Here is a 24,615-nt window from a genome sequence, read left to right on the forward strand (position 1 = left end):
ACCTGGCATTGCCTGTTGCGAGTGTCGGGCTCAAATGCGACGCAGAAGCTCTTCCCCGAACTGAATCACATACGTATCCTGCGGTTTGAGTTCGTCGACAGCGCGAATACGTTCGTAGATCAGCAATGCACCGACCAGCTTCGAGTTGTAATGGCTGCCAAAGTCAGCCTGCGCGACACCCGTCAGGGTTTCGTACTTGTCGAGCAGATCGTTCTGGAAAAGAAGCGCGATAGCCGGTGTATTGGGTCCGCGTGGGTTATTGACCGTCAACCCGGCAGGCGTTCCTTCGAGCGCTTCACGTTCGACAATATGGGCATCTTTATCGAATCGTCCGGTCAGCAAACCGGCGACTCGCATCAGAGATTGTCGTGCTATGGCGTACGTCGGCATTCAAGTCTCCTGGCCACGAAAGAGGATCCAGCAGCAGACATGTCGACACATACGAACCACTGAGCCCTTCGCTTGCGATGCGCCTTTCGCTGCGCACGGGGCCAACGTCGCATTGGATCGGCACAGACGTGCCGGGCCTACTCCCGAATTTGAAACTGCTTATGAAGTGCCCAATGTGTCGAACCACGTCGGCGCGGCTCGACTACGCACTGCGTCACAGGCATTGCCCCAGGTCACGAACCGATTCCCTGCGCGTCGAAAAGACCTTCATAGAGAACCGTGCTCAGGTATCGTTCGCCGGAGTCGGGCAGAATGACGACGATCGTCTTGCCTGAATGCTCCGGACGCTTCGCGAGCCGCACGGCAGCCGCGACGGCCGCACCTGATGATATCCCCGAGAGTATCCCTTCTTCGCTAGCAAGACGTCGGGCGTATGCGATCGACTCTTCGTTGGTGACCTGTTCGATCGCGTCGACGAGAGCGAGATCCAGAACGTCGGGAATAAATCCGGCACCGATGCCCTGGATCTTGTGTGGCGCAGGCTGGAGCGGCTCACCCGCTCGCGCCTGTGTGAGGATCGGGCTCGCAGCGGGTTCTACCGCCACGGATAGTATCGGCTTCCCTTTGGTCTGCTTGACGAAGCGCGACACGCCCGTAATCGTGCCGCCCGTGCCCACGCCCGAAACGAGAATGTCGATGCCGCCCTCGGTGTCGTCCCAGATTTCCGGACCCGTTGTCTTTTCGTGTATGGCGGGGTTCGCAGGGTTCTTGAACTGCTGAAGCAGAACGTAACGGTCGGGCTGCCCGGCAGCAATTTCTTCGGCCTTTGCCACCGCGCCGGGCATGCCGCGCGCGCCCTCCGTCAGCACTAGCGTCGCCCCGAACGCGATCAGCAGCTTGCGCCTTTCAACGCTCATCGTCTCAGGCATAGTGAGCGTAAGCGGAATTCCGCGGGCCGCCGCCACGTACGCAAGAGCAATGCCCGTATTGCCGCTCGTCGGTTCGATTATTTCCTTGCCGGGACCGAGTAGCCCTCGAGCTTCTGCATCCCAGATCATCGCGGCGCCAATGCGGCACTTCACAGAATAGGCCGGATTTCTGCCCTCGATTTTTGCCAGAACGGTCGCAGGCGCGCCATCCGTCAAACGGTTGAGACGGACCAGCGGCGTGTGACCGATGGAGCGCGAGTTGTCTTCGAACCAACGTGCCATGTTTTTTTGCTCCTATGCCGATAGGCAAAAGTGGACTTAGTGTAGAGCGGCGGTCTACAGAGTCAAGCATTCGCACTTCCGATTCCAGGCGCTTCATCCAAACAAGCAGCAGATGTGACGTTCGAGCAGATCTTCGATTACGCACCTGTGCCCTTTGCGCACGAGTGTCGATGGCGTGAGCCACAACGAGGCCAAAGCAATCACACCGGGTTGGGCCGAGGCCGGTGCGAGCGTGCTGTTGCATGCGGTCCTGCGATCGGCTGCATAGCGCTGCTTGAGAGCAAGATGGGAGCGGTGTCGACGCGAGCTCGCCCGGGCCGGCATAAGGTTATGCGAAGCGATTGGTTAGTGGAAACGGAACACGTCAATAGAATGACCGCATTCGCCAACCTTTCCTGGACAGGTATCCATTCATCGTGCAAGCGCTCTCCTTCCCGTTTCTGCGCATCCTCCGTTGGGCGCTGCTCGCTATCATCGTAACCGGCACCGCACACGCTCAGGAGCAAGTGCTGCGGGTCGGCGTGACGAGCGGGCCGCACGAAGAAATCTTCGAGGCAGTCAAAAAAGTCGCTGAGCGCGACTATGGACTGCATATCCGGATCGTGTCGTTCAACGACTATATCCAGCCGGACGCGGCCCTCGACGCAGGCGACCTCGATGCGAACAGCTACCAGCATCGGCCTTTTCTCGCTTCGCAGGTTCGCGCGCGCGGCTATAAGCTCGTCGGGATCGGCCGCACATGGATTGGGCCAATCGGTCTGTATTCGAAGCGCTACCGGAAGTTGGCCGATCTGCCGGACGGCGCGACCATCGGCATTCCGAACGATCCCGCGAATGAAAGCCGTATTCTGCTGCTGCTTCAGAAGGCGGGCAGCATCAAACTGCGGCAAGGAATCGATCCCGTCACCGGCATCAACGCGACGCCGCTCGACATAACCGCGAACCCGAAGCACTTCCATTTCAAGGAAGTCGACGCCGCGCAACTGCCGCGCACGCTCGACGACTTCGACGCCACCACCGTCAACGCGGACTACGCGATCAAGGCCGGCCTCAATCCGGCAAAGGACACGATCCTCGTTGAGAACGGCTCAAGCGTCTACGCATGTCTGATCGCCGTGCGAGAGCAGGATGCGAACAAGCCTTGGGTGCAGCAGCTGGTTTCCGCCTATCAGTCGCCTGAAGTCAAGCAGTTCATTCTGTCGCGCTATCAAGGCGCAATCATTCCGGCTTTCTGAGCGTCAGGCGGGAATCGCCGCCCCAGGCGCGCACCATCACCGGGCAGCGACGCACCTGAAATGCAAATACGCATTTGATGGTTAGCCGCCAGGCCTATCTGTGGGACGCTACGCGTTTCATCGGGTCACGCCAGCGCTGCCGCCCGGCTTCGCTGACGTGATCCGCCTTCGTTCCGCCGCACGCCCTTCCATGAGCAAGAAGCAAATCATTCTGAACGCGTTCACCATGAACTGCGTCGGCCATATCAATCATGGCCTCTGGACGCATCCGCGCGATCGTTCCACCGATTATCGGAAGCTCTCTTACTGGACCGATCTCGCGAAGCTGCTCGAGCGCGGCCTGTTCGACGGCTTGTTCATCGCGGATATCGTCGGCGTCTACGACATCTATCAGCAATCGGTCGACGTCACACTGAAGGAATCGGTGCAGTTGCCCGTCAACGATCCGATGATGCTCGTCTCCGCGATGGCAGCCGCCACGCAGAATCTCGGCTTCGGCATCACGGTGAATCTCACGTATGAGGCGCCCTATCTGCTCGCGCGGCGCTTCTCCACGCTCGATCACCTGACGGAAGGCCGTATCGGCTGGAACATCGTGACGGGCTATCTCGACAGCGCCGCGCGCGCCATGGGCGGCACCGAGATGATCCCGCACGACGAGCGCTATGAGCGCGCCGACGAGTATCTCGAAGTGCTTTACCAATTATGGGAAGGAAGTTGGCAGGACGACGCTGTGCTGCGCGACCGTGAAGGACGCGTATTCGCCGATCCCGCGAAGATCCGCAAGGTGCATCATCATGGCCGCTACTACGACGTCGACGGCTATCACCTGAGCGAACCCTCGCCGCAACGCACCCCGGTGCTGTTCCAGGCGGGGTCATCGGGGCGTGGCCAGGCGTTCGCCGTGCGTCACGCCGAGTGCGTGTTCGTGTCGAGCCAGAGCAAGACTGACACGCGCAAGCTGGTCGATGCGCTGCGCGCGCAAGCCGCCGATGCCGGACGCGACCCGACCGATCTGAAGATCATCATGGGCATCACCGTCGTGGTCGGGCGCACGCAGAAAGAGGCCGAGGAGAAATTCGCCGAATACGCGCGCCATGCCAGCCCCGAGGCGGGGCTCGCACACTTTGCGGCGGGCAGCGGCATCGACTACTCCACCTACGCGCCCGACGACGAGCTTGCCCCACCCGGCGGCCACAAGGGACGCGGCATCGAATCGTCGGTGCAGCGCGTGACCGACGGCAAGCGCGGTGTCACCGTGCGACATCTGCTCGAACAGATGCAGTTGGGCGGCCGCTATACGACCATCGTCGGCGATCCCGTGCAGGTGGCCGACGCGCTGCAAGCGTGGGTGGATGAAGCGGATATCGACGGCTTTAACCTCACGCGCACGGTGACGCCGGAAAGCTACGAGGATTTCATCGGTCTGGTCATCCCCGAACTGCAATCGCGCGGCATCTACAAGACTGCGTATGCGCAGGGGACGCTGCGCGAAAAGCTCTTCGGCGAAGGCGCACGGCTCGGACCGCGGCACACGGGCGCGAGCTTTCGCGATCTGTCGAACGTCACGGCCGCGCAAGTGACATGAACGCCCCGTCGCCCCTTCTGCAGATCGACCAGTTGAGCGTGTCCTTCGGCGCGCACGCCGCGGTGCGGCCTTTCGATCTGACCGTCGCGCGCGGCGAGATCGTCGCGCTGGTCGGCGAATCCGGCAGCGGCAAATCCACCATCGCCCTCGCAACGATGGGCCTGCTGCCCGGCCAGGCGCATGTGCAAGGCGCGCTCCGCTTCGAGGGCAAGCCGCTCTTCGGCCAAAGCGAACGCGAATGGAGCGCAGTGCGCGGCAATCGCATCAGCATGATCTTTCAGGAGCCGATGACTTCGCTGAACCCGCTTCAGCCCATCGGCAAGCAAGTCGCGGAAGCCTTGACGCTGCATCGGCCGATGTCGGCGCAGGCCGCGCGCAAGGAAGCACTCGCACTGCTCGAACTCGTCCGCCTGCCCGAGCCGCAGCGCCGCTTCGTGCACTATCCGCATCAACTGTCCGGCGGGCAGCGGCAACGCGTGATGATCGCGATCGCCGTCGCCTGCCGTCCCGGCCTGCTGATCGCCGACGAGCCGACCACCGCGCTCGACGTCACGATTCAGGCGCAGATTCTGGAGCTGATCGACCGCCTGCGCCGCGAACTGTCGATGGCCGTGCTCCTCATCACGCACGATCTCGGCGTGGTCGGGCGCTGGGCGGATCGGGTGGTCGTGATGAAGGACGGCGCGAAGGTCGAGGAAGCGGCAAGCACGCAGCTGTTCGCGCAGCCCTCGCAGCCCTACACCCGCGCGCTGCTCGGCGCATCGCTGCATTTCGGCGCCGGTCTGCATTATCGCGACGTGCGGCTCACGGACGCGCCGCGCGCCGTGCCACGGTCTGCTGACCACACGCCTGCCCCCGTGCTGCTGGAGGCCCGCGACATCACCGTCGATTACCACGGCGTGCGTGCCGTCGACGGCGTGACCTTCGACATTCGCGCGGGCGAGACCGTGGGTCTGGTGGGTGAATCGGGATGCGGGAAGTCATCGCTGTCGCGAGCACTGACGCGGCTCGTCGAGCCTTCGGGCGGCCGCATCGTGTTCGACGGCGAGGACATCACGCATCGCAGGCGGCGCGCCTTGCGGCCGTATCGCCGGCGTGTGCAGATGATCTTCCAGGACCCGTACGGCTCGCTGAATCCGCGTCATACCGTCGAGCGCACGCTCGCCTATGCGATTGCGATTCACGGCGTCGCCAACCGGCGCGAACGCGACGCGAAGATTCGCCGCATCGTCGACGCGGTCGGTTTGCCGGATTCGGCGCTGCGGCGTTATCCGCACGAGTTTTCGGGCGGGCAACGGCAACGCATCGGCATTGCCCGCGCGCTCGTACTCGAACCCGAACTCGTCATCTGCGACGAGCCCGTGTCCGCGCTCGATGTCTCAATCCAGGCGCAAGTTCTCGACCTGCTCGTCGATCTCAAGCACGAGCTCGGCCTCGCACTGCTGTTCATTTCGCACGACCTTTCGGTGGTCCGCTACATCGCGGACCGCGTGCTGGTGATGCAGGCGGGGCGCATCGTCGAACGCGGAGATCAGGCCTCCATCTGGACTTCGCCGCAACACGCCTACACGCGCACCCTGATCGACGCCGTGCCGTCATCGCAGGCCCCATTCTCACTCGACACAAGGAAAATTGATCGTGACTTTCAAGAGCAAGCGGCAGCCCCCTTCGACTTCGACGCTCCTGTTCCGCGATGATCCGCTGGGAGCCGCGGTTGCCGATCTGAAGCGGCGCAAACTGCTCAAGGGCGCCGGCGCGCTGCTTGCGGGCGCGGCGACACCGTTCATGTTTACGGGCGAAGCCTGGGCCACGACGGAAACGACGCCCATCACACTGAACGGCGCGAAACGCGGCGGCACGCTCACGGCCGTCATCCACCCGGAGCCGCCGACGCTCGCGTTCTTCGTCAACTCCGCGACCATGATCGGCGCGGTGGCGAGCAAGATCTTCGATGGCCTTATCGAGTACGGTCCCGATCTGAAGCCGCGTGCGCAGCTCGCCGAGAGCTGGAACGTATCGCCGGACGGCCTGACATGGACCTTCAAGCTGCGCCAGAACGTGCTGTGGCATGACGGCCAGCCCTTTACCTCCGCCGACGTGAAATTCTCGGCCGAGGAAGTGTGGCTCAAGATCAGCCCGGCGTCGCGGCGCGTGCTGCAATACCTGACGAAGATCGACACGCCGGACGCGCATACGGTCGTACTGCATCTGTCGAAATCCACGCCCGCGACGTTCGGCATTCTCGATTCGCTGGGCACGCCGATTCTGCCGAAGCATCTCTACGAGAACACGGACATCCGCAACAATCCGTACAACAACAAGCCGGTCGGCACCGGTCCGTTCAAGTTCACGGAATGGGCGCGCGGCGACCGCATTGTGCTCGACCGAAACGAGAAGTACTGGGCGCCGGGTCAGCCCTATCTGGACCGCATCACATGGAAGATCACGCCGGACGTCTCGGGCCGCGCCACCGCGCTCGAAACGGGCGCGGCGCAATACGGCGAACGCAACCCGGTGACCTTCGCCGATGCCGACCGCCTTGCGAAGCTGCCCAATCTCATCGTCTCGCGCGAGGGCTATAACGGCTACGCGGCGTGGCTCTGGCTCGAACCCAATCTGCGTGATCCGATCCTCGGCAAACTCGAAGTGCGTCAGGCCATCGCGCATGCGATCAATCGCGACGTGCTGGTCAAGACCGTCTGGGGCGGCTATGCGGTGCCCGCCACGGGCCCGGAGTCGTCGCTCGTCAAGTCGTTCTACACACCGGATACGCAGCAATATGCGTACGATCCCAAGCGCGCCGAGGAACTGCTCGACAAAGCCGGCTTCCCGAAGAAAGCGGACGGCTGGCGCTTCAAGCTCGATCACGATTTCATCCCGTATGGCGACGACTATCGCCGCACGGGCGAATTCGTGCGTCAGGCGCTGCGCCGCGTCGGCATCGACGTCAATCTGCGCGGGCAGGATCTGCCGACCTGGATCAAGAACGTCTTCACCGACTACAACTTCCAGCTCATCAGCAGCTGGGGCACGGACGGCCTCGATCCGCAGATCGGCATCGAGCAGCACTACTGGTCGAAAGCGGCTTCCAATGGCACGCCGTGGTTCAACGCCTCCGGCTACGCGAGCCCCGAAATGGACCGCGTGATCGAAGCCGCACAGACGGAAACCGATCCGGCCAAACGACGCGACCTGTACGTCCAGTTGCAGAAGATCGCGCAGCGCGACCTGTCGCTCATCAATCTGTTCGAGTTTCGCTGGTTCGGCGTATGGGCGAAAAACCTGCGCAATGTCACCGACACCGCCAGCCATTCGCGCGCCAACTTCGCGCGAGTCTGGTTCGACAAGGCGTAATCATCATGCAGCTCACATCGGCGCTCGCTTCGCGCAAGATCGGGCGCAGGCTGATTCAGTTCGTGCTCGTGCTGCTCGGCACTACCGTGCTCAACTTCGTGCTGCTCAAGCTGATGCCCGGCGATCTCGTCGATGTCATCGCGAGCGAGAGCGGCAACGTGTCGCCGCAATACGTGGCGCAGTTGCGCGAAGCATATGGTTTGAATCAGAGCGTCGTGTGGCAGCTGCTGCATTATGTCGAGCATGCGGTGCGGCTCGATCTCGGCTTCTCGTTTCGCTTCGGCGAACCCGTAGCGACGCTGATTTTCGCCCGTCTGCCCGCCACGCTCGCGCTGATCGGCACGGCCCTGCTGGTCTCCGTAAGCCTTGGGCTGCTGCTCGGCGTGCTGGCCGCGCGCCGTCCGCATGGTTTCGTCGACACGCTCGTGTCCACGCTCGCGACCCTCGGCTATTCGGCGCCGATGTTCTGGACCGCGCTGATGCTGATCGTGATCTTCGGTGTGCATCTCGAATGGCTGCCGATCGGTGGTGTCGCCGACACCAACGTTGCGCATCACGGCGTCGCGTTGCTGCTCGATCATCTGCGCCATCTCGTGCTGCCTGCTGCGACGCTCGTACTGTATTACGTAGCCATCTTCGCGCGCCTCGCGCGGGCCTCGATGATCGAGACGCTGCAGGAAGACTTCATCCGCACTGCGCGCGCGAAAGGCGGACGGCCGTGGTACGTGACGACGCATCACGCGCTGCGCCATGCGGTCCTGCCCGTGCTGACGATGCTCGGTCTGCAAGGCAGCGCGCTGATCGGCGGCTCGGTGATCGTGGAGACGGTGTTCGGCTGGCCGGGGCTCGGACAGTTGTCGTTCGAAGCCATCAAAAGCCGCGACGTCAATTTGCTGGTCGGCGTGCTGCTGCTTTCCGCGTTTCTGGTGGTCCTGCTCAATCTGATCGTCGATCTGCTCTACGGGCTGGTCGATCCGCGCACGAGGTCGCGTCGATGAAACAGCTCCATTTCCTGCGCCAGCCGTCCGCGCTGGTCGGCGTGATCCTGCTCGCGCTGGCGCTGTTCGCGGCGCTATCGGCCAACTGGCTCTTCCCCGGCGATCCGCTCGATATGGTCGCCGCACCCTATCAATGGCCTGGCGCCGACCACGCCTATCCGCTCGGCACCGACCTGATGGGACGCGATCTGCTCGCCGGGCTGTTTCATGGTGCGCGCGTGTCCCTCTACGTGGGGACGACGGTCGCGCTCATCGCGCTCGTGCTGGGCGTGCTGATCGGCGGCGTCGCGGGCTACTTCGGCGGCGTCATCGACCAGACACTGATGGCGATCACTGAGTTCTTCCAGACCGTGCCGCCGTTTCTGCTCGCCATCATTCTCGTCGCGATTCTCACGCCCTCGCTTTCGACCATCGTGTTCGCGCTCGGCGTCACGGCGTGGCCGAGCATCGCGCGGCTCACGCGCGGCGAGTTCATCGTGTTGCGCGAGCGCGAGTTCGTCAGCGCTAGTGTGGCGCTCGGGGCAAGCGATGCCCATCTGATCTTCATCGAGATTCTGCCCAACGCGCTCACGCCGATCCTCGTTTCCACCGCGCTACTCGTCGCCAATGCGATCCTGTCCGAAGCAGCGCTGTCGTTTCTCGGCCTCGGCGATCCGAACGTCGTGAGCTGGGGTTCGATGGTCGGCACCGGGCGCGAAGCGCTGCGTACTGCGTGGTACATGATCGCGGTGCCCGGCTCGGCGATCGCGCTGACAGTACTGGCGCTCAATCTGCTGAGCGATGCGTTGCACGCCACGTTCAATCCGCGGCTATCCAGAAACCGCCGCGCCGACGCAGCGTCTGCGCAAGAAGCGGTCGAAGCGCTGCGGCCCTGAATGCGCCCTCCTCCGATCCATACGCAAGGCCACGCCCGCCCGCATCACTCCGACGGCTTCGAGAATCCCGCAAAACGCTGATCGATCACGCGCTTGAATTCCGCCGATTTATAGGCGTTCGCGATGTCCGTCACATACGGCTTGTTCAGGTCGGCCGTGCGCACCGCGACGAGGTTCAGGTAATACGGCGGGATCTTCTCGAGCAGCAGAGCATCCGTGAGTTTGAAGCCGGCTGCGAGCGCGAAGTTGCCGTTCACGAAGGCGTAGTCGACGTCATCCAGAGAACGTGGCAACTGCGCGGCCTCGAGCGGCACGAGCTTGATGTTGTGCGGATTGGACGCGATATCGCGCTCCGACGACTTCACGGGATCGACGCCCGCCTTGAGCGTCACCCAGCCGAGCTGCTGCAGCAGAATGATTGCGCGCGCCTGGTTGGTGACGTCGTTCGGCAAAGACACGGTCGCGCCGTCCTTCAGCTCGTCGAGACGCTTGTGCTTGTGACTGTATAGCCCGATGGGCGCTGTCGGCACCTTCACGAGTTCCGACAACGCAAGCTTGTGATCGGCCGAGAACTTCTTCAGATACACCTCGTGCTGGAATGCATTGGCGTCGAGCGCGCCGTCGGCGAGCGCGAGATTCGGCTGAACATAGTCGCTGAACTCGACGATCGTCACCTTGTAGCCTTCCTTCTCCAACTGCGGCTTGATACCGTAGCGAATCTGGTCCGAGTAGGGACCGGCTGTCGCGCCGAAGCGGATTTCGGGCTTGCCTGGATCCGCGGCGTACGCATGAGATGCGAGCACTGCGCTGATCGCGACGGCCAGCAGGCTGGCTCCCAATGGACGAAACGTTTTCATCTGGCTCTCCTTTCGCGCTTCGCGCCTGCATGGACGCGAAGCAATTGCCGTAGCAGTTGTTATTCGTGATGCGCCACAAGCTTACGAATCGGTTAGCCAAAGCCAAACCAATGAATCAATCTATGTTTTTCTGGATTAGCGTCTTAGCCCAATGCTGTCCCGGGCGGACTCATGCCCAACGCGAAAGATGAAGATGCTGGTGGATGTCTGTCAGCAGACCAACGTCGCGTCCACGTTTCTGATCGGCTAGCACGGTGTGAAATTGCCGACGTGGAACGGTGTACCGCAACGTTGAGGCACTTCCGGCGTTGGTCCGCCCCGTGGCCGGACGAGTACTCCGTGCGCTTAAGCGTAGCGCCCCTGAAACCTCAGCGGCGCACGAGCATGGCAAGCGAACGATGCGCATCGAGTTCCCTGTCATAGCCTGTAAGCGGACCATCTACACGGCGTATCAAACGCGGCGTGGCTACCGTCGTTGCCTCGGAGAGCACCGTCGAACTGGACATCGGTGTGGTGCCCGTCAAACAGTAGCCAACATCGCGCCGCGCGTTAGCGCAGGTGCGCACCTTGCCTGCGTCAATCAGCGTGGCGAGCGCGGCTTCCATTGTCTTCTCCGATACGCCGAACAGACGGGCGAAGGTTACGGCCGTGTAGACTCGGTTGTGTCGCATTTTCAGCATCAAGCTATCGATCAGCGGATTCATGCTCATAAAGGTCAACCCCGACAGTTTCGGAATGAACGCCGTGCGCTGAACTTGCACGCGGCCCGAGTGGAAGCATGGCAGGGTCTACAAAATCCTGGAAAGACCGAGTTTCGATATCGTTATGAAATGCGCAGCACGTCGTCATAGGAGCATGGGCCCGATCGGCCCAGGAAGGCTGTATCAAGTTCGTTTTCGTAGTCGCCGCGATTATGGTAGTTGCTCTTGCGGCTCGGTGGTGTATGTACCGGTTGAGTTTCAGCAACGCGGACTGAGCCGGCGCGCGATTCCGCCATCGACTCGGGCGACCGAAGTTCCGTTTGTGGACGACAACTTTAGGTCCCTGCAGGGACGTACGGCCGGATTCCGGCACTGTATGGATCCGGCGCCTTTCGCGCGTCGAGCCATCAACTCTTAAAGCCAGATCCCCTGAGGAACAGTTTTGGTCCGTGCATAGCGCATACATGACGGTCAAAAAGGCGTCATCGCTCGCCGCGCGACACCTTTTCCTCTGATTCATAAGTGTTTGTCCATCCCGGAAATTCGTATGCGACGCCACAGCGCCTAGAGTAGACGTGTGAGTCCGATTGCCCGCAAACACCACTCAATTGCTTTGGAGGTTTTAGATGAGTCATGCATCGGAGGAAAGCCTCTCAGCCCACGAATCGACCGACGGCGACTATGCCTCCCTCGCGAGCGAGATTGTCGACATTTTCTACAAGATCTACGGTACCCATCCGGGCTTTCGCGTCAACCACGCGAAAGGCATCGTCGCGGAAGGCAGCTTTGTCGCCACGCCCGCTGCGGCGGCTTTGAGCCACGCCGCGCTCTTCGACGGCAGCAGCATTCCCTTCACCGTGCGCTTTTCGAACGACGGTGGCTTTCCGGCCATCCCGGACGGTGCCCCAGGCAACATCAAGGGAATGGCCGTCAAGTTCCATCTGCCTGGCGGGGCCGAAGTCAATATCGTGATGCTGGCGGTGAAGACCTTCCCGATGGCGACCGGCGAGGGGTTTCGCGATCTGCTGGCGGCCATCAGCGAGAGTCCCGAAGATGCACCGAAGCCGACGAAGCTGGATGAATTCGCGGCCAGCCACCCGACCGTTCCTGCGGCCTTCAATACTGCGGGCACGCCGGACAGTTTTGCGCACGAGGAATATCGTGGCCTCAACGCCTTTATCTTCGTCGACAAGGCCGGGCGCAGGCAGGCGGTGCGCTACATCATGAAGCCGGAAGAACTCGTGTATCTGACGGCTGACGAGGCGGCCAGACAACCGCTCGATTTCCTCGTCGACGACCTGCCGCAGCGCATTGCGAACAAGCCGGTCAAATTTCACTTCGCGGCCCAGCTTGCCGAACCCGGCGACCAGACCAAAGATCCAAGCCAGCCCTGGCCCAATGATCGTCAGGTGGTGGACCTGGGCGTATTGACAGTTCACAAGGTCCGTGACGACAGCCGGGAAGTGCAGAAGGATTTGCTGTTCCTGCCGACCGACCTGATCGACGGAATTGAGCTCTCCGACGACAGGATGCCCGTGATCAGGTCCGAGGTATATGGGGTGGCGTTCGCGCGACGCAGCCGATGAGCGCACGCGGGGCTCGACGTGCCCGCGTTTCAGGCAGACATGGCTGGGCCGCGTCGTGCCTGGGCGACATCGAACGCGGTCTGGCACACGCACTACCATGTGCAACCTGCTCTGACGAACGATTCGATGGAGACGCCCCGGGCTCTATATAGGCAAGCATCGTAAAACTATGATCGCGCTCCGGCGTGCCCGCTGGCAGTATCGCGCCGATTGCCGCGTGCCCGGAGATCACAAGCGCGCTTCCAGACCAGATTCCATTCCGACCAGTGATGTCCGACGGCGAACAGCGACTCGATCTGGTCCTAATGCAGCACTGCGACGCTCGTCAGAACAGGCAACAGCATCACTTCCAGCAAGCTAAGCACATGTTGCTCGATGGGGAAAGCGGTTCGCATGCTCGTCGCGAAGTTCACATCCCATAGCGCCGTTGCCTCGTGCAGCAGGAACGCAACGATCATCGCGACGAGCACAAGCGCATTAATCTCAGCGAAGAGCGCAACGAGCAGCGGAACGCGTTCCCGTTTGCAGCAATGCGCTCCTGCCTTCCCAACTCAACGGTCTTCGCGCACCACGCGCAATCCAGTACCAAACGGGACAAGCCTGTGCAATCTCCAGCGACGTCATCTCCGTATGCTGGCTATGCAGCGGCACTTCATCGGTCGCCCATCGCACGGGCCCGGCCGCGGGCAGTGTGCGTATCGCACGCACCGGCACCCGCTGGCTCGCGATGTCGTGATAGCTGTTCCCTCTTAATGTTGGAGAAACCGTATGAGCGATTACAAAACCACAACTCTCGTCGTTGGTGCATTCGCCACCGCCCTCGCTGCACTGACGGCTGCCTCCGCGAGCGCAGAAGAATTCACTGCCGCCCAGAAGAAGATTCAGGCGGAGCACACAGTGCTCGTCAAATCGGGCAAGGTCGAACCCTGTTTCGGCACGGCGCTCAAGGGGCAAAACGATTGCTACGCGGGCGCAGGTACGACCTGTGCCGGGACGAGCACGACCGACTATCAAGGAAACGCATTCAAGCTGGTGCCCAAGGGAACCTGCACAACCATGTCTACGCCGAACGGCCCTGGAAGCCTGTCTCCCAAGGCCTGATATCGACATGTGGTCAGGCCGCGTAAGCCTGGCCACGCAGTTCTCTCTGGAACAATGCCCGGATATGTCAGAGTCACTCTCGCCCAATGCTCGATGCCGCCTGCCGACGCGCACCGGGGTTGGGCTCAAGGCCGAACATTACAGAGCAGTCCTCGAATCGCGGCCGGATATCGGCTTTTTCGAGGTGCACGCGGAAAACTACATGGGTGCAGGTGGCCCGCCGCATCGATTCCTGTCGGCGATACGCGAGTCCTACCCTCTGTCCATTCATGGCGTCGGGTTGTCCATAGGCGCGGACCGACCTCTGGACCGGGATCACCTGCTACGGCTGAAAAGACTCATCGCCCGATATCAGCCCGCGCTGTTTTCGGAGCACCTTGCCTGGTCCGGTCACGACTGCGGTTTTCTCAACGATCTGCTTCCCGTTCCCTACACTGCGCAAAGCCTGACTTGCATCGTCGATCACGTAGACGAACTACAGGAAGTACTCGGGCGGCAGATCTTGCTTGAGAACCCATCGACCTATCTGGCGTTCGAAGAAAGTACGTACCCGGAGACCGGCTTCATTGCCGAAGTCGCGCGGCGAACGGGATGCGGTCTCCTTCTTGACGTCAACAACGTGTATCTCGCGTCGATCAATCAACAATGGGACCCGCTCACGTATATCGATGCGTACCCGCTCGCGGCCGTGCAGGAGATTCATCTCGCCGGCCACGCGCAGGAGGCGGACGAACGGCGTCGCCCGCTGCTCATCGATACGCACGACCGTCACATTGCACGCGTTGTATGGGACCTCTTCGCATACGCAATCGGCAAGACCGGTCCGATGCCAACGCTGATCGAATGGGACGCAAACGTGCCCGACTGGCCAACCCTCGCAGCAGAAGCAGAGCTGTCCGACACGATTATCAAGGCCGCCACGCGCCCAGCAACGGTCGAAATGGCGACAGCGCTGCCCTCGCTCACTGTACGGCAGCGCAATTCAGCGGGAATACCAACGCTATGATCAAACGGCACATCATGGTCTATTACGCGTGGAGTCGGCCAGGCGAAACGGGCGCGCCGCTTCAGGTGATAGAGGATCGATTTCCGACGCTCTTCGAAAGCCGCAGGATGGTCTTCCCGAGATTTCATGAACTCGCGGACCCGCATCAGTTCGACCAGAGTATCGCCGGCTTTCTCGATCACATCATGAAGCGCAATTTCACCGCTTTCGTCGATCTGGCGGCATCGCTAACAGGTCAACGCGTCGCGGAAATCGAGCGCGTCACGGACGATGGAAAAATCACGCCACTCAACGCACGTCTTCTCGCTGGAATCGACACGCTGATAGTCATCAGCTTCGATTCCCAGAGAACAGCCCAGACTGCGCAGAGCGACGAGATCGAAGCGCTCCGCACGTTCCTCGACCATCCGGATCATCTCGCCTTTGTTTGTCCGCACCACGACATCGGCGATGTCGCGCATCTTCCGGAAAGCGAGCAGCTGCAACGTCACATCGTCGAATTCCTGCACCATGGAGACACGACGATTCCGCCACGGCAACGGTTCGGAGAGTTCGCGCGCTCGCTTCTCGCTGGACTTGGTGTACCTGTGGAAAATCGCTTCGGGCTTCGACCGGCAGCCGAAGCGGATGGCACGCCAGCGCCGATCGAAGTCGATACCACGCTTGACCGCCTCGGCCTGCTTCAGAAAGTCAGCACTTTCAATCTGCATCCACATCTGCCGCAGCTCGAGCGCCTTGGCGAGGCGTTCGACAAACTCGATGTCCTCGCCCATCAGCGCATCGACACGAGCGCTCCACCGCACCCTTTCGCAAGTGACCGCCCAACTTTCGATGCACTCCTCCAATCACGCCCAGACACGTTTGCCGGCACCCTTCTGGTGAGTGATACGACGCTTTGGAGTTCGACGGCGGGTGGTGTCGACAGTCTCCGCGCATTGTGGACGAATGTGGTTCAACGATCGGCCCGGGCCTGAAGGCACAATGGCCATGGTTCCTCTAAAACCACCTCCCGCGTCCGCCCGGATACCCCTGAATTCTCATTCCTTGTTCGAGCGGCAAAAACACTTCGCTTCGGCATTGCTGTATCCAGCTATGCCTGTGCCTCCCGGCCTGGTCGGCCCCGATCGACAACCCAGCGAAAATCGCTTCAATGTGTATCGCAACAATGTTGTGGTCGGGCTCGTCGACGCATTAAAGGCTGCGTTTCCCGCTGTGCTTCGTATCGTCGGAGATGAGTTCTTTGCGGCGATGGCCCGAATTTACGTCTCGCGCCATCCACCGGAATCCCCTGTCATGCTTGACTATGGCGGAACGTTTCCAGACTTCATCGAGGCGTTCCGACCGGCGAACAGCGTGCCATATCTGCATGATGTCGCTCGACTCGAGCGGGCGTGGGCCGAGGCGTATCACGCCGCAGAGGTCTCTCCCATAGATCACGCTGTTCTTGCCACGATCGATCCCGATAGCCTTCCGCATCTGCGCCTCACGCTGCATCCATCGGCACGGGTCGTTCGATCCTGCATCCCTGTCGTCCAGATATGGCAGATGAACATCGACAGAGGCAAGCCGACCGGGGTCGACATCACCATCGGCGGCGAAGATGCGCTCGTCCTGCGCCCACACGCCGAGGTCGAGGTTCGCAGACTGCCTGTCGGCGCGGCAGCTTTTATCCACGCCATTGCGGCCAACCAATCAATGAATGAAGCAACGACGCTCGCACTCGACGATCATGCCGATTTCGATCTGGCCGGTGCGCTGCGAGATCTGTTCATGATCGGTGCGATTGTCGGATTGAGCCCACGGGCCTCTGATTCCGGCCACCTGCGAGGTATCGATGAGTCAGCTTAGCGCACCAACGAAAGGCCGTCTCGCGCCGAGGGTCCGTAAGGCCGCTGAGCTGATTCAGAAGTTCGCCTGGATCGTTGCACCGCCCTTGCTGCGGATTGCTCTAGCACTCCCTTTCTTCCGATCAGGTCTCACCCGTTGGGACGGCGTGCTGTCCATTTCGCCCGCCACGCTCTTCCTGTTCGAAAACCAGTTCAAGGTGCACATCCTGGGCGGCGCATACCCATTTCCCGCCCCTGACGCAGTCGCACTTATCGTTGCAATGGCAGAAGTCACGCTCCCGGTTTTGCTCGTATTGGGATTCGCAACCCGCTTTGCGGGGCTCGCGCTGCTTGTGATGACGGGCGTCATCCAGCTCGTATTCCCCGACGGCTGGGCAAATTTTCATCTCTGTTGGGCGTCGCTCGCCGTGGGCATCATGGCCCTTGGACCAGGCCCACTGTCGCTGGATCATTTGTTAGTGCGCATCCTCAAGCCGCAAGTCGCGGCTCGATGATTCTGGCTTCTACCGTTGAGCAAACGGTAGTGCGTACCGGTTACGAGCTGATTGCACGGTAGACGCGTTCATGCGCCGGTGCCGCAGCACTACCCTTTCAATACACGTCGTCGCCGTCCATGCTCTCGTGCAAACGCAGCCGGCGTGCAACCCGTATGACGATGAAAACGACGGGTGAAATGACTCTGGTCTGAAAAGCCCGTCATGAGTGCAATTTCCGACAGCGGAATGTCCGTCTCAAGCAGCAACGACTGTGCGCGACGAATCCGGCATTGCTCGACAAAGCCAATCGCGGTCATACCCGTACTGCGCTTGAACAGCCGGGTGAAGTGGAAACGCCCCACGTTCACGATGCCGGCAAGTTCGTCGAGTCCGATCGACCTGTCGAGATTTTCCTCGATGTATTCGGTAATGCGCGCAACTTCCATTCTGGTCAACGCGGGATGTTCCCGTGGAATGACCGGTTCGAATGCGTTGTAGCTTCGAAGCAGATGCGCCGCCAGCGCAAAGGACACGTGATCGACTATCAGCGTTTGTGCGGGATGAGGCTTGCGGTCGAGTTCCGCGATGAGAACTCGCGCGATGTGTTCGATGACAGGGTCTCGCGTCTCGAACACATTTCTGATTTCTATCTGCGTCGTACTCTGGCGTCCAATCTGCTCGCCGGCAGATGCAACGAGCGCAGTGGGAATACGCAATCGCGCGGTCGCGGAAGCACTCCCCTCCCAAAGCGAATCGTACCCGGCCGGCATGAGCATCGAGACGCCGGAAGTAATCAGACATTCGTGAACGGCTCCATCGCGCCCCTGAACGAGACGCGCACTCCCCGAAGGGCAATAACAGATCAGATGATGATCGAGGGCGGGATACCGTTCGGAGATATTGTGGAGCGGAGCGTACATGTCCACTGTCACTCCCGACCACTCCCGTTCACGAGTGGTTGCTGTGGGACGATGCGACAGCACGTGAACGATCTCATCGATCGTTACGGGGTTGTCGGCAGTTTGGTAAGTCGTTGACATGTCACAGTGCCCTGTGAGCCTGCTGTTAGCTGTGATCTGGCTCTGCAAAGAATGCTAACACGCCAATATTCCAGAATGGAAAAACCAGTGGAGCCATAGGGCGAGTTATGTTTGTCGCTATCAATGTCTCGATGTTCGATATAACCGTGCACATTCCACTCGTCAAGCATCGACAAAAGTCAGCACGAGTGTTCAATCCAGCTTTCGCCCGCCCTGATAGCCTGAAGCACCTCTGCATGTCGAGGCCATGCCGGACCTGTCCGAGGACGATATCCCCATCCATTCGTTCATCCTCGCTGTTGTGAGTCAAAGGCGCAAAGCTGATGGACCATTTCGATGTCGTCATCGTCGGGTGCGGCGCGGGCGGCTATAACACTGCTATTCGAGCGGGCCAGTTGGGTTTGTCTGTCGCCTGTATCGAACGGGCATCGCGCCCTGGCGGAATGGGCATTCGGACCGGCTGCATTCCTTCCCGAGTCTTGTTACGCAGTTCTGAAATATATGACCTGATGGACAAGGGGAGCTTCACCGCGCTAGGGATTGGCTGTGCACCCACGCTTGATCTCGCGCAGATGATGGCCCACAAAAAGGCAATCGTCGACAAGATGTCGACGCGTGTTCACAGCCTGCTGCACAAGCAGGGGGTAACGCTCATCCATGGACATGCGAAGCTGGCTGCGGCTGGGCAGGTCGAAATCCGAAATGCGGAGGGCGCACGGCGAACCGTACGCGGTACATCCATCGTTATTGCAACAGGTTCCGAGCCCATTCCACTGCCGTTTGCCGCTTTCGATCATGTGAAGATTCTCGATTCCGACGACGCGCTATCGCTCGACCGTGTGCCGCGGCATCTCGCCATTATTGGCGCGGGCGCCGTCGGCGTCGAAGTCGGCTCGATCTGGCGCCGCCTCGGCTCACGCGTGACGCTCATTGAACAGCGCGACCGCATATGCTGCTGGTGCGACCGCGACGTGACGGCTGCGCTGGAGCGATCACTCAAGCAACAGGGCATCGCGATCAGGCTGTGCAGTGACGTGATCGGCGTCGACAAGCGTGCCAGCGGTGTTTCGATTCAATTGCGCACGGCGACATCCAGCACAATCACTACCGTCGATGCAGACGCCGTTCTGGTCGCCATTGGCCGGCGGCCATCGACGGGCGGTCTCAACCTTGCGGGCATTGGTGTACAAGCGGGTGCGCAAGGCGCATTACTTCAGCAAGCGTTTGCACAAAGAGGCCCGGCTATATGGGCCGTCGGCGATGCCGCGGTAGGCCCGATGCTGATATCGAAGGCGGAAGAGGAAGCGGTAGCCTGCGCTGAACGGATCGCTGGCCTGCCTGGGTTCGTCGATTATTCGTCGATTCCCTATGTCCTCTATACAAGGCCGGAAGTCGCGATGATCGGCAAAACGGTGGACGAGCTTGTGCGAGTGGGAGCTCCATATAAAGTCGGCTACTTTCCGCTCGCGACCAACGCGCGTGCCGCGATAGACGGAATCGCCGAGGGGTTCGTCAAGCTGCTCGTTGAAGCTCGAACGAATCGGATCGCGGGTGCTCATCTCATTGGTCCGGGCGCGGCCGATCTGATTTCACAAGTGGCAATCGCAATGGAAGCATCCATGCTGTGCGAAGACTTTGCGCACATCTGTCACCCTTTCCCCGCCTGGTCAGAGGCGCTGCGTCAGGCCGCGATGGCGGCAGGCGGATGGGCGACACACATCTAGCGCGTCGCCTCACCGTGCTGCGCGGAACGCCTGCGTCCCTGGAAATTCCGGCGCAGCTTGACTATCGGAATCGTGATCTTGTTGAGTATGTCGGAGGCAATGGCGGATTGACGATCAACCAGAGAGCGCGACATTGTCGTGGCGAACCAACCTTGACCGCAACAGCCGAATCTGCGGTCAATCAGGTGTTGAATCAGCGCATGTGCAAGCGTAAAAAATGCGCTGGTTGCCGATCAGTTGCCATCTGCTGGCACAGGTCTTGTGCTGTCGTCGACGGCGACATTGTCGGGAGCCTCGCGAGGTACGAGGCACCGAGGAGCCATCGTCACGCGAGGCCGTCGAGCTCCTGCAACAGTTCATGCCTGGCTCGGAGGTACAGGCCCAAGTTGTTAAAGCGCCCTACTCCATCGACCTCAAGCAGTACCGCCACGCAGGGCAAATTTACATCGGCGGCGCCACGCCGTCCTTTTCAACCACGACGAATTGCGCACCGTAGCTCCCGCCGTTGGCCGGCGCTGCCACCACGAACACTTTCTTTCCCGCGATCAGATCAGCACGCGTGGCGGGCGCGAGCGTCACGACGGGCACGTTGGCCGGCACCGTGATCGAGTTGCTGCCGCCCTTGTACGAGAGTTTCAGGTCGCGTCCGCTCGTGCTCTCGACAACCGTGTCCACGTTTGCATTCGTCATTGAGCTGTTGGCCCCGAGATCCCATGCATAGTGACCTTCGCCCGTACCGCGCGCAGCCTCGGGGAAGACCAGCACTTCCTTCGCAGTCAGCTTGCCGTCGGGACCGGGCGTTGCCGCTGCGCCGACATAGGAACCCGGTTTGATATCGGCGAGCTGGATCGGCTTCACGGCGCTAACCTTCGACGCGTCGCTCATGGCAATCGTCACGGTTTCGCCACTGCGGCGATGCACCGTCAACGTATTACCGGAGAACGACACGATGTCGCCACGGATACGTTCGGGCTTCGCAGCCGGAGATTGAGCGAACGATGCGCTGGCAAGCGTGAGCGCGACGAAGGAAGCAGCGAGCTTGAAACGAATGGGCATAGGGACTCCGTTTGTGTGATGTGATTGAAAATGTCTGCGGCGTGCGGGTCAGGATCCGCCGAACCAGTTGTAGCCCTGGTTTTCCCAGTAGCCGCCGGGAAATTCGTTCGTCACCGTAATGGCGACAATATGTTTCGGGTTCTTGTAGCCGAGCTTGGTGGGGATGCGCAGCTTCATTGGAAAGCCGTATTTCGCAGGCAGAACGTTGCCGTCATAGGTCAGCGTCAGCAGCGTCTGCGGATGCAGCGCCGTTGGCATGTCGACGCTCGTCCAATAGTTGTCGGCGCAATGCAGCGCGACGTATTTCGCCGTGGTATCCGCGCCGGCCAGCAACAGAAAATCCGAGAAGCGCACGCCGCCCCACTTGCCGATCGCGCTCCAGCCTTCGATACAGATATGCCGCGTCACCTGGCTGCGTTGCGGCAGTGCGCTCAGCTCGCCAAGCGTCCACACGCGCCGGCCTTTGACGAGACCTGTGAGTTCGAGCCGCCACGTCTGTGCATCGACCTCCGGTACCTGATCGATGTCATAGAACGCGTTGAACGGAAATGGGCGCGTAATCATCGAGTCCGGATACGTCGGCGCGAGCTTGCGTCGATCGAAGAGTAGCGCCTGCGCGTCGTCGTTAAACGAGGACATCGTGCGTAGCAGGTTGTTCACCGACCTGTCGTTCGTCAGATCGCAACCCGACAATAGCGCGAGGCCGCCCAGCGTCAGGATTCTCTTGCCAAAGAGACGCCGCGAAGACGAACCCAGTTCCTTCTGCGCGTCCTTGATGATGGATGCGGCGTCGAGCGTCCGCACGTCTTTATCTGAATCCATGGTTAGCGGCCCCGGATCATGGTAAGCAGCGATCGCGGCACGAGCGCAACCATGGCGACATGGATCGCGAAGAAACCAACGAGCACGCTCATCGCAACGAAATGGACGATGCGTGCGTTATCGAAGCCACCCATCAGCGTCCGCAGAACCGGGAACTGCACCGGCTTCCAGATCGTCAGGCCAGACACTATCACCAGCGCAATGTCGACGATGACGACGAGATACGCCAGCTTCTGTACAGCGTTGTACGCGCCAAGATCGCTGTGACTGAGCTTGCCGCGCAGCGCAGCAACAAGGTCGGTCGCAATCGCGCGAAAGGTGATGGGGAAAATGGTTTTGCGCAGTCGCCCGGTGAAGACGCCCAACGCCAGGTACGCGACGAAGTTGGCGACCAATACCCACATGATCGCGAAGTGCCAGAGCAGTGCGCCGCCCAGCCAGCCGCCGAGCGTGATAGCCGCCGGGAAACTTATCGTCCCGAAGATAGGAGACGCTTCATACACCTCCCAGCCGCTCATACACATAAGGATCACCGCTGCTGCGTTGATCCAGTGGAAAGCGCGGACCCATACGGGATGAATCGTGGCGTGATTCAAGAAAACCTCGTTGTCTACGGTATGGAAAGCACGTTGCGCGATAGTCTGCGAGAGCGCCGATAGAGCGCGCGTCGTCCGTGCGCCATGGTTCAACGCGCCGAAGCTGGCGCTACGTTTCCGCAGCGGCTCGCGGTTGGCTTGAAGATGAGGATCGCAGGTGGGCGGCAGCGAGGGTATCGGTCAAACGACCGATGGGCGCCAGAGGCGATGTCCCGCCGCATGAGGAAATGCGTCTATGGAATGTAAAAGCCGGCGTTGGCAATTAACGTGATGTGCCCGCTTGGGTCATCGCCAATATCGGCAGCTATTGTTGAAGTTCGTGAATTCTGGGAGCGAACGAGATCAGGGAGAGTCGCACGCAAATTCGTCAACTGCTAATCGAAGCACGCGCGATATCAAATCTTCCGAACTTTTATTTCGCATCCCGTAAATGCGACTCGTCCGACTCCAAGAATATGATGCCGTTATCCGAGCATGATGTTCCGCTTGATATTAAGCGCGCACTCCATTCTCTAAGAGTATCAGGCGCTACTTAAACAGTATTGGACGATGCTTCAGCGGTTCGCCTATCCTGAGCCCGCTACCAGACAAATAAATTGAAGGGATAGGTCACGGAGATGGGGGCATCATGCAGCACAGCCACACTTCTGCGTAGACGATCTTAGCGGCAGTCACGATCTACGACACTGCGCCGAGCAAGCCCTCGCATCTAGAGAATCCCACATCGCGGTTTCACGCAATGCGTGCGCAGAACCGCGCTCATCCGCACACGATCCATAAATCAAGCATGAAAGGAGACAGCATGCGCCATCTCGATGTTCAAAAGCTTTGCGATGAAGCCCGATTCAGTAAGTTCCACCTTCTGCTGCTCCTGTGGTGCGCGCTCATCATCATCTTCGATGGATACGATCTCGCGGTCGTCGGCATTGCGTTGCCATCGATCATGCGCGACATGAACGTCGCGCCGACAAGTGCCGGCTTCATGGTGAGTTCGGCCTTGCTCGGCATGATGATCGGCGCCGTGTTTCTCGGCACTATCGCAGACCGCATAGGTCGCGTTCCCGCCATCGTCATTTGTCTGTTGCTCTTTAGCGTCTTCACTGCGGCGGCGGGCTTGACGGGCGATCCAGTGACGTTCGGCATTGCGCGATTCCTCGCGGGCCTTGGAATCGGCGGCGTCATGCCGAACGTGGTTGCGCAGATGACGGAATACTCGCCACGCAAAATCCGCAACACGATGGTCACGTTGATGTTCAGCGGCTATTCCATCGGCGGAATGCTTGCGGCGCTCGTTGGGAAAGCGATGATCGAACGTTACGGCTGGCAATCCGTGTTTCTCGCCGCAGGCATTCCCGCGTTGCTTGCGCCGGTCATCTGGAAGCTAATGCCAGAGTCCCTGGCCTTCTTGGTACGCAACCAGCGCGAGGCCAGGCTGAAGCAGATTCTTCCGAAAATCGACCCGGCCTACGTCCCTCAGCAAGCCGATCACTTCACGCTGCACGAGAAGGGCACGGAAACCGTCTCTCCCATCAAACAACTCTTCGCCGATGGCCGCGGCTCCAGCACCGTGATGCTTTGGATCGCCTTCTTCATGTGTCTCTTCATGGTCTACGCGTTGAGTTCGTGGCTGACCAAGCTGATGGCAAGCGCGGGCTATAGCCTCGGCTCTGCGCTCACGTTTGTCCTCGTTCTCAACTTCGGGGCGATGATTGGCGCAATCGGCGGCGGATGGCTCGCAGACCGCTTCAACATCAAGCACGTTCTAATCGTGATGTATGGACTGGCGGCGGTTTCCATCAGTTTGCTGGGAGTCAAGGTTCCCGTCGAAGCGTTGTACTTTCTCGTTGGGTTGGCCGGAGCGTCGACGATCGGCACGCAAATCGTCACATACGCGTTCGCTGGCCAGTTCTATCCGACCGCGGCGCGGTCGACGGGCATCGGGTGGGCGTCGGGTGTCGGACGAAGCGGTGCAATTCTGGCGCCGATCGTGATCGGATTCCTTGTGAGTCAGTCACTGCCGCTGCAGCAGAATTTCATCGCAATTGCGATTCCTGGGGCCATCGCGATGCTCGCGGTGTGCCTCATCAATGTGAGGCGTGCGCCGCCAGACGGCGCGATGTCCTCCGTCCCTGAAGTCGACCCCATTTAATCG

At 60.6% G+C, this 24,615-nt stretch carries 23 protein-coding genes; 13 read left to right on the forward strand and 10 right to left on the reverse strand.

What is annotated here, in order from left to right:
* Positions 1-30 precede the first annotated feature (30 nt).
* Together SB822_RS06535 and cysK are read right to left on the reverse strand one after the other, a co-directional pair.
* Positions 31-390: a hypothetical protein gene (locus SB822_RS06535; protein ID WP_410854346.1), complete on the reverse strand. Its 360-nt coding sequence runs from the start codon at positions 388-390 to the stop codon at positions 31-33.
* A gap of 233 nt (positions 391-623) precedes the next feature.
* On the reverse strand, positions 624-1,601 hold the full coding sequence (gene cysK / locus SB822_RS06540) for a cysteine synthase A (protein ID WP_410854347.1): 978 nt from the start codon (positions 1,599-1,601) through the stop codon (positions 624-626).
* Positions 1,602-2,017: 416 nt separating this feature from the next.
* Here cysK and SB822_RS06545 point away from each other — a divergent pair, with 416 nt between their 5' ends.
* From SB822_RS06545 to SB822_RS06570, 6 genes are all read left to right on the forward strand, one after another.
* A complete protein-coding gene (locus SB822_RS06545; protein ID WP_410854348.1) occupies positions 2,018-2,836 on the forward strand; it encodes a MetQ/NlpA family ABC transporter substrate-binding protein in 819 nt (272 codons plus the stop codon).
* 190 nt (positions 2,837-3,026) lie between these two features.
* Complete coding sequence (locus SB822_RS06550) at positions 3,027-4,424, forward strand: LLM class flavin-dependent oxidoreductase (protein ID WP_410854349.1); 1,398 nt, start codon at positions 3,027-3,029, stop codon at positions 4,422-4,424.
* Complete coding sequence (locus SB822_RS06555) at positions 4,421-6,121, forward strand: ABC transporter ATP-binding protein (protein WP_410854350.1); 1,701 nt, start codon at positions 4,421-4,423, stop codon at positions 6,119-6,121. The genes SB822_RS06550 and SB822_RS06555 overlap by 4 nt, the downstream gene beginning before the upstream one ends.
* Complete coding sequence (locus SB822_RS06560) at positions 6,063-7,778, forward strand: ABC transporter substrate-binding protein (RefSeq protein WP_094297419.1); 1,716 nt, start codon at positions 6,063-6,065, stop codon at positions 7,776-7,778. The genes SB822_RS06555 and SB822_RS06560 overlap by 59 nt, the downstream gene beginning before the upstream one ends.
* 5 nt (positions 7,779-7,783) lie before the next feature.
* Entirely contained in the window at positions 7,784-8,776 is a 993-nt protein-coding gene (locus tag SB822_RS06565) for an ABC transporter permease (RefSeq protein ID WP_410854351.1), read from the forward strand.
* Entirely contained in the window at positions 8,773-9,651 is an 879-nt protein-coding gene (locus SB822_RS06570; RefSeq protein WP_410854352.1) for an ABC transporter permease, read from the forward strand. The genes SB822_RS06565 and SB822_RS06570 overlap by 4 nt, the downstream gene beginning before the upstream one ends.
* Before the next feature lie 44 nt (positions 9,652-9,695).
* Here the strand turns inward: SB822_RS06570 and SB822_RS06575 are convergent, their stop codons facing one another.
* The gene (locus SB822_RS06575; protein ID WP_007742156.1) at positions 9,696-10,508 is read right to left on the reverse strand and encodes a MetQ/NlpA family ABC transporter substrate-binding protein; all 813 of its coding nucleotides are present in this window, start codon (positions 10,506-10,508) and stop codon (positions 9,696-9,698) included.
* Positions 10,509-10,876: 368 nt separating this feature from the next.
* Positions 10,877-11,179, reverse strand: coding sequence for a hypothetical protein (locus SB822_RS06580; protein WP_236674217.1), 303 nt, complete (start codon positions 11,177-11,179; stop codon positions 10,877-10,879).
* 656 nt (positions 11,180-11,835) lie between these two features.
* On the opposite strand from SB822_RS06580, the gene SB822_RS06585 reads away from it, so the two are divergent.
* On the forward strand, positions 11,836-12,795 hold the full coding sequence (locus tag SB822_RS06585) for a catalase family peroxidase (RefSeq protein WP_410854353.1): 960 nt from the start codon (positions 11,836-11,838) through the stop codon (positions 12,793-12,795).
* A gap of 302 nt (positions 12,796-13,097) precedes the next feature.
* Here SB822_RS06585 and SB822_RS06590 read toward each other — a convergent pair whose 3' ends face one another.
* Positions 13,098-13,253 carry a hypothetical protein gene (locus tag SB822_RS06590; RefSeq protein WP_410854354.1) on the reverse strand — a complete coding sequence of 52 codons (156 nt, stop codon included), beginning with the start codon at positions 13,251-13,253 and terminating at the stop codon, positions 13,098-13,100.
* Positions 13,254-13,563: 310 nt separating this feature from the next.
* On the opposite strand from SB822_RS06590, the gene SB822_RS06595 reads away from it, so the two are divergent.
* Both SB822_RS06595 and SB822_RS06600 read left to right on the forward strand, forming a co-directional pair.
* Complete coding sequence (locus SB822_RS06595) at positions 13,564-13,896, forward strand: DUF2282 domain-containing protein (protein ID WP_007742130.1); 333 nt, start codon at positions 13,564-13,566, stop codon at positions 13,894-13,896.
* Between the two features lie 64 nt (positions 13,897-13,960).
* The gene (locus SB822_RS06600) at positions 13,961-14,902 is read left to right on the forward strand and encodes a DUF692 domain-containing protein (protein ID WP_007581022.1); all 942 of its coding nucleotides are present in this window, start codon (positions 13,961-13,963) and stop codon (positions 14,900-14,902) included.
* A gap of 227 nt (positions 14,903-15,129) precedes the next feature.
* On the opposite strand, the gene SB822_RS06605 is transcribed toward SB822_RS06600, so the two are convergent.
* Positions 15,130-15,675 carry a hypothetical protein gene (locus tag SB822_RS06605; protein ID WP_410854355.1) on the reverse strand — a complete coding sequence of 182 codons (546 nt, stop codon included), beginning with the start codon at positions 15,673-15,675 and terminating at the stop codon, positions 15,130-15,132.
* 208 nt (positions 15,676-15,883) lie between these two features.
* Between SB822_RS06605 and SB822_RS06610 the strand changes: the two genes are divergently transcribed.
* Together SB822_RS06610 and SB822_RS06615 are read left to right on the forward strand one after the other, a co-directional pair.
* Entirely contained in the window at positions 15,884-16,750 is an 867-nt protein-coding gene (locus tag SB822_RS06610; protein WP_410854356.1) for a DUF2063 domain-containing protein, read from the forward strand.
* Positions 16,737-17,243, forward strand: a complete 507-nt coding sequence (locus SB822_RS06615; protein WP_079487994.1) for a DoxX family protein — start codon at positions 16,737-16,739, stop codon at positions 17,241-17,243. The genes SB822_RS06610 and SB822_RS06615 overlap by 14 nt, the downstream gene beginning before the upstream one ends.
* An 89-nt stretch (positions 17,244-17,332) precedes the next feature.
* On the opposite strand, the gene SB822_RS06620 is transcribed toward SB822_RS06615, so the two are convergent.
* Positions 17,333-18,313, reverse strand: a complete 981-nt coding sequence (locus SB822_RS06620; protein WP_410854357.1) for a helix-turn-helix domain-containing protein — start codon at positions 18,311-18,313, stop codon at positions 17,333-17,335.
* Positions 18,314-18,588: 275 nt separating this feature from the next.
* Between SB822_RS06620 and lpdA the strand changes: the two genes are divergently transcribed.
* Complete coding sequence (lpdA, locus tag SB822_RS06625; RefSeq protein WP_410854358.1) at positions 18,589-19,989, forward strand: dihydrolipoyl dehydrogenase; 1,401 nt, start codon at positions 18,589-18,591, stop codon at positions 19,987-19,989.
* Between the two features lie 441 nt (positions 19,990-20,430).
* Here lpdA and SB822_RS06630 read toward each other — a convergent pair whose 3' ends face one another.
* Genes SB822_RS06630 through SB822_RS06640 form a run of 3 tightly spaced genes read right to left on the reverse strand, consistent with a single transcriptional unit; the run spans position 20,431 to position 22,463 of the window.
* Positions 20,431-21,045: a hypothetical protein gene (locus SB822_RS06630; protein ID WP_007581028.1), complete on the reverse strand. Its 615-nt coding sequence runs from the start codon at positions 21,043-21,045 to the stop codon at positions 20,431-20,433.
* A 48-nt stretch (positions 21,046-21,093) separates the two neighbouring features.
* Complete coding sequence (locus SB822_RS06635; RefSeq protein WP_007748901.1) at positions 21,094-21,867, reverse strand: molybdopterin-dependent oxidoreductase; 774 nt, start codon at positions 21,865-21,867, stop codon at positions 21,094-21,096.
* 2 nt (positions 21,868-21,869) lie between these two features.
* Positions 21,870-22,463, reverse strand: a complete 594-nt coding sequence (locus tag SB822_RS06640; protein WP_410854359.1) for a cytochrome b/b6 domain-containing protein — start codon at positions 22,461-22,463, stop codon at positions 21,870-21,872.
* Positions 22,464-23,265: 802 nt separating this feature from the next.
* Here SB822_RS06640 and SB822_RS06645 point away from each other — a divergent pair.
* Positions 23,266-24,612, forward strand: coding sequence for an MFS transporter (locus SB822_RS06645; protein ID WP_410854360.1), 1,347 nt, complete (start codon positions 23,266-23,268; stop codon positions 24,610-24,612).
* Positions 24,613-24,615: the final 3 nt, after the last annotated feature.

This window comes from Paraburkholderia sp. SIMBA_054 (genome assembly GCF_046534875.1).
Classification (GTDB): Bacteria; Pseudomonadota; Gammaproteobacteria; order Burkholderiales; family Burkholderiaceae; genus Paraburkholderia; species Paraburkholderia hospita.

Excerpts from the sequence above, each read along its gene's own strand:
- SB822_RS06580 (WP_236674217.1), bottom strand. The coding sequence starts at position 11,179 with ATGCGACACAACCGAGTCTACACGGCCGTAACCTTCGCCCGTCTGTTC.
- SB822_RS06585 (WP_410854353.1), top strand. The coding sequence starts at position 11,836 with ATGAGTCATGCATCGGAGGAAAGCCTCTCAGCCCACGAATCGACCGAC.
- SB822_RS06615 (WP_079487994.1), top strand. The coding sequence starts at position 16,737 with ATGAGTCAGCTTAGCGCACCAACGAAAGGCCGTCTCGCGCCGAGGGTC.
- SB822_RS06645 (WP_410854360.1), top strand. The coding sequence starts at position 23,266 with ATGCGCCATCTCGATGTTCAAAAGCTTTGCGATGAAGCCCGATTCAGT.
- SB822_RS06565 (WP_410854351.1), top strand. The coding sequence starts at position 7,784 with ATGCAGCTCACATCGGCGCTCGCTTCGCGCAAGATCGGGCGCAGGCTG.
- cysK (WP_410854347.1), bottom strand. The coding sequence starts at position 1,601 with ATGGCACGTTGGTTCGAAGACAACTCGCGCTCCATCGGTCACACGCCG.
- SB822_RS06535 (WP_410854346.1), bottom strand. The coding sequence starts at position 390 with ATGCCGACGTACGCCATAGCACGACAATCTCTGATGCGAGTCGCCGGT.
- SB822_RS06635 (WP_007748901.1), bottom strand. The coding sequence starts at position 21,867 with ATGGATTCAGATAAAGACGTGCGGACGCTCGACGCCGCATCCATCATC.
- SB822_RS06575 (WP_007742156.1), bottom strand. The coding sequence starts at position 10,508 with ATGAAAACGTTTCGTCCATTGGGAGCCAGCCTGCTGGCCGTCGCGATC.
- SB822_RS06600 (WP_007581022.1), top strand. The coding sequence starts at position 13,961 with ATGTCAGAGTCACTCTCGCCCAATGCTCGATGCCGCCTGCCGACGCGC.
- SB822_RS06550 (WP_410854349.1), top strand. The coding sequence starts at position 3,027 with ATGAGCAAGAAGCAAATCATTCTGAACGCGTTCACCATGAACTGCGTC.
- SB822_RS06630 (WP_007581028.1), bottom strand. The coding sequence starts at position 21,045 with ATGCCCATTCGTTTCAAGCTCGCTGCTTCCTTCGTCGCGCTCACGCTT.
- SB822_RS06590 (WP_410854354.1), bottom strand. The coding sequence starts at position 13,253 with ATGATCGTTGCGTTCCTGCTGCACGAGGCAACGGCGCTATGGGATGTG.
- SB822_RS06570 (WP_410854352.1), top strand. The coding sequence starts at position 8,773 with ATGAAACAGCTCCATTTCCTGCGCCAGCCGTCCGCGCTGGTCGGCGTG.
- SB822_RS06610 (WP_410854356.1), top strand. The coding sequence starts at position 15,884 with ATGGCCATGGTTCCTCTAAAACCACCTCCCGCGTCCGCCCGGATACCC.
- lpdA (WP_410854358.1), top strand. The coding sequence starts at position 18,589 with ATGGACCATTTCGATGTCGTCATCGTCGGGTGCGGCGCGGGCGGCTAT.
- SB822_RS06595 (WP_007742130.1), top strand. The coding sequence starts at position 13,564 with ATGAGCGATTACAAAACCACAACTCTCGTCGTTGGTGCATTCGCCACC.
- SB822_RS06605 (WP_410854355.1), bottom strand. The coding sequence starts at position 15,675 with ATGGGCGAGGACATCGAGTTTGTCGAACGCCTCGCCAAGGCGCTCGAG.
- SB822_RS06555 (WP_410854350.1), top strand. The coding sequence starts at position 4,421 with ATGAACGCCCCGTCGCCCCTTCTGCAGATCGACCAGTTGAGCGTGTCC.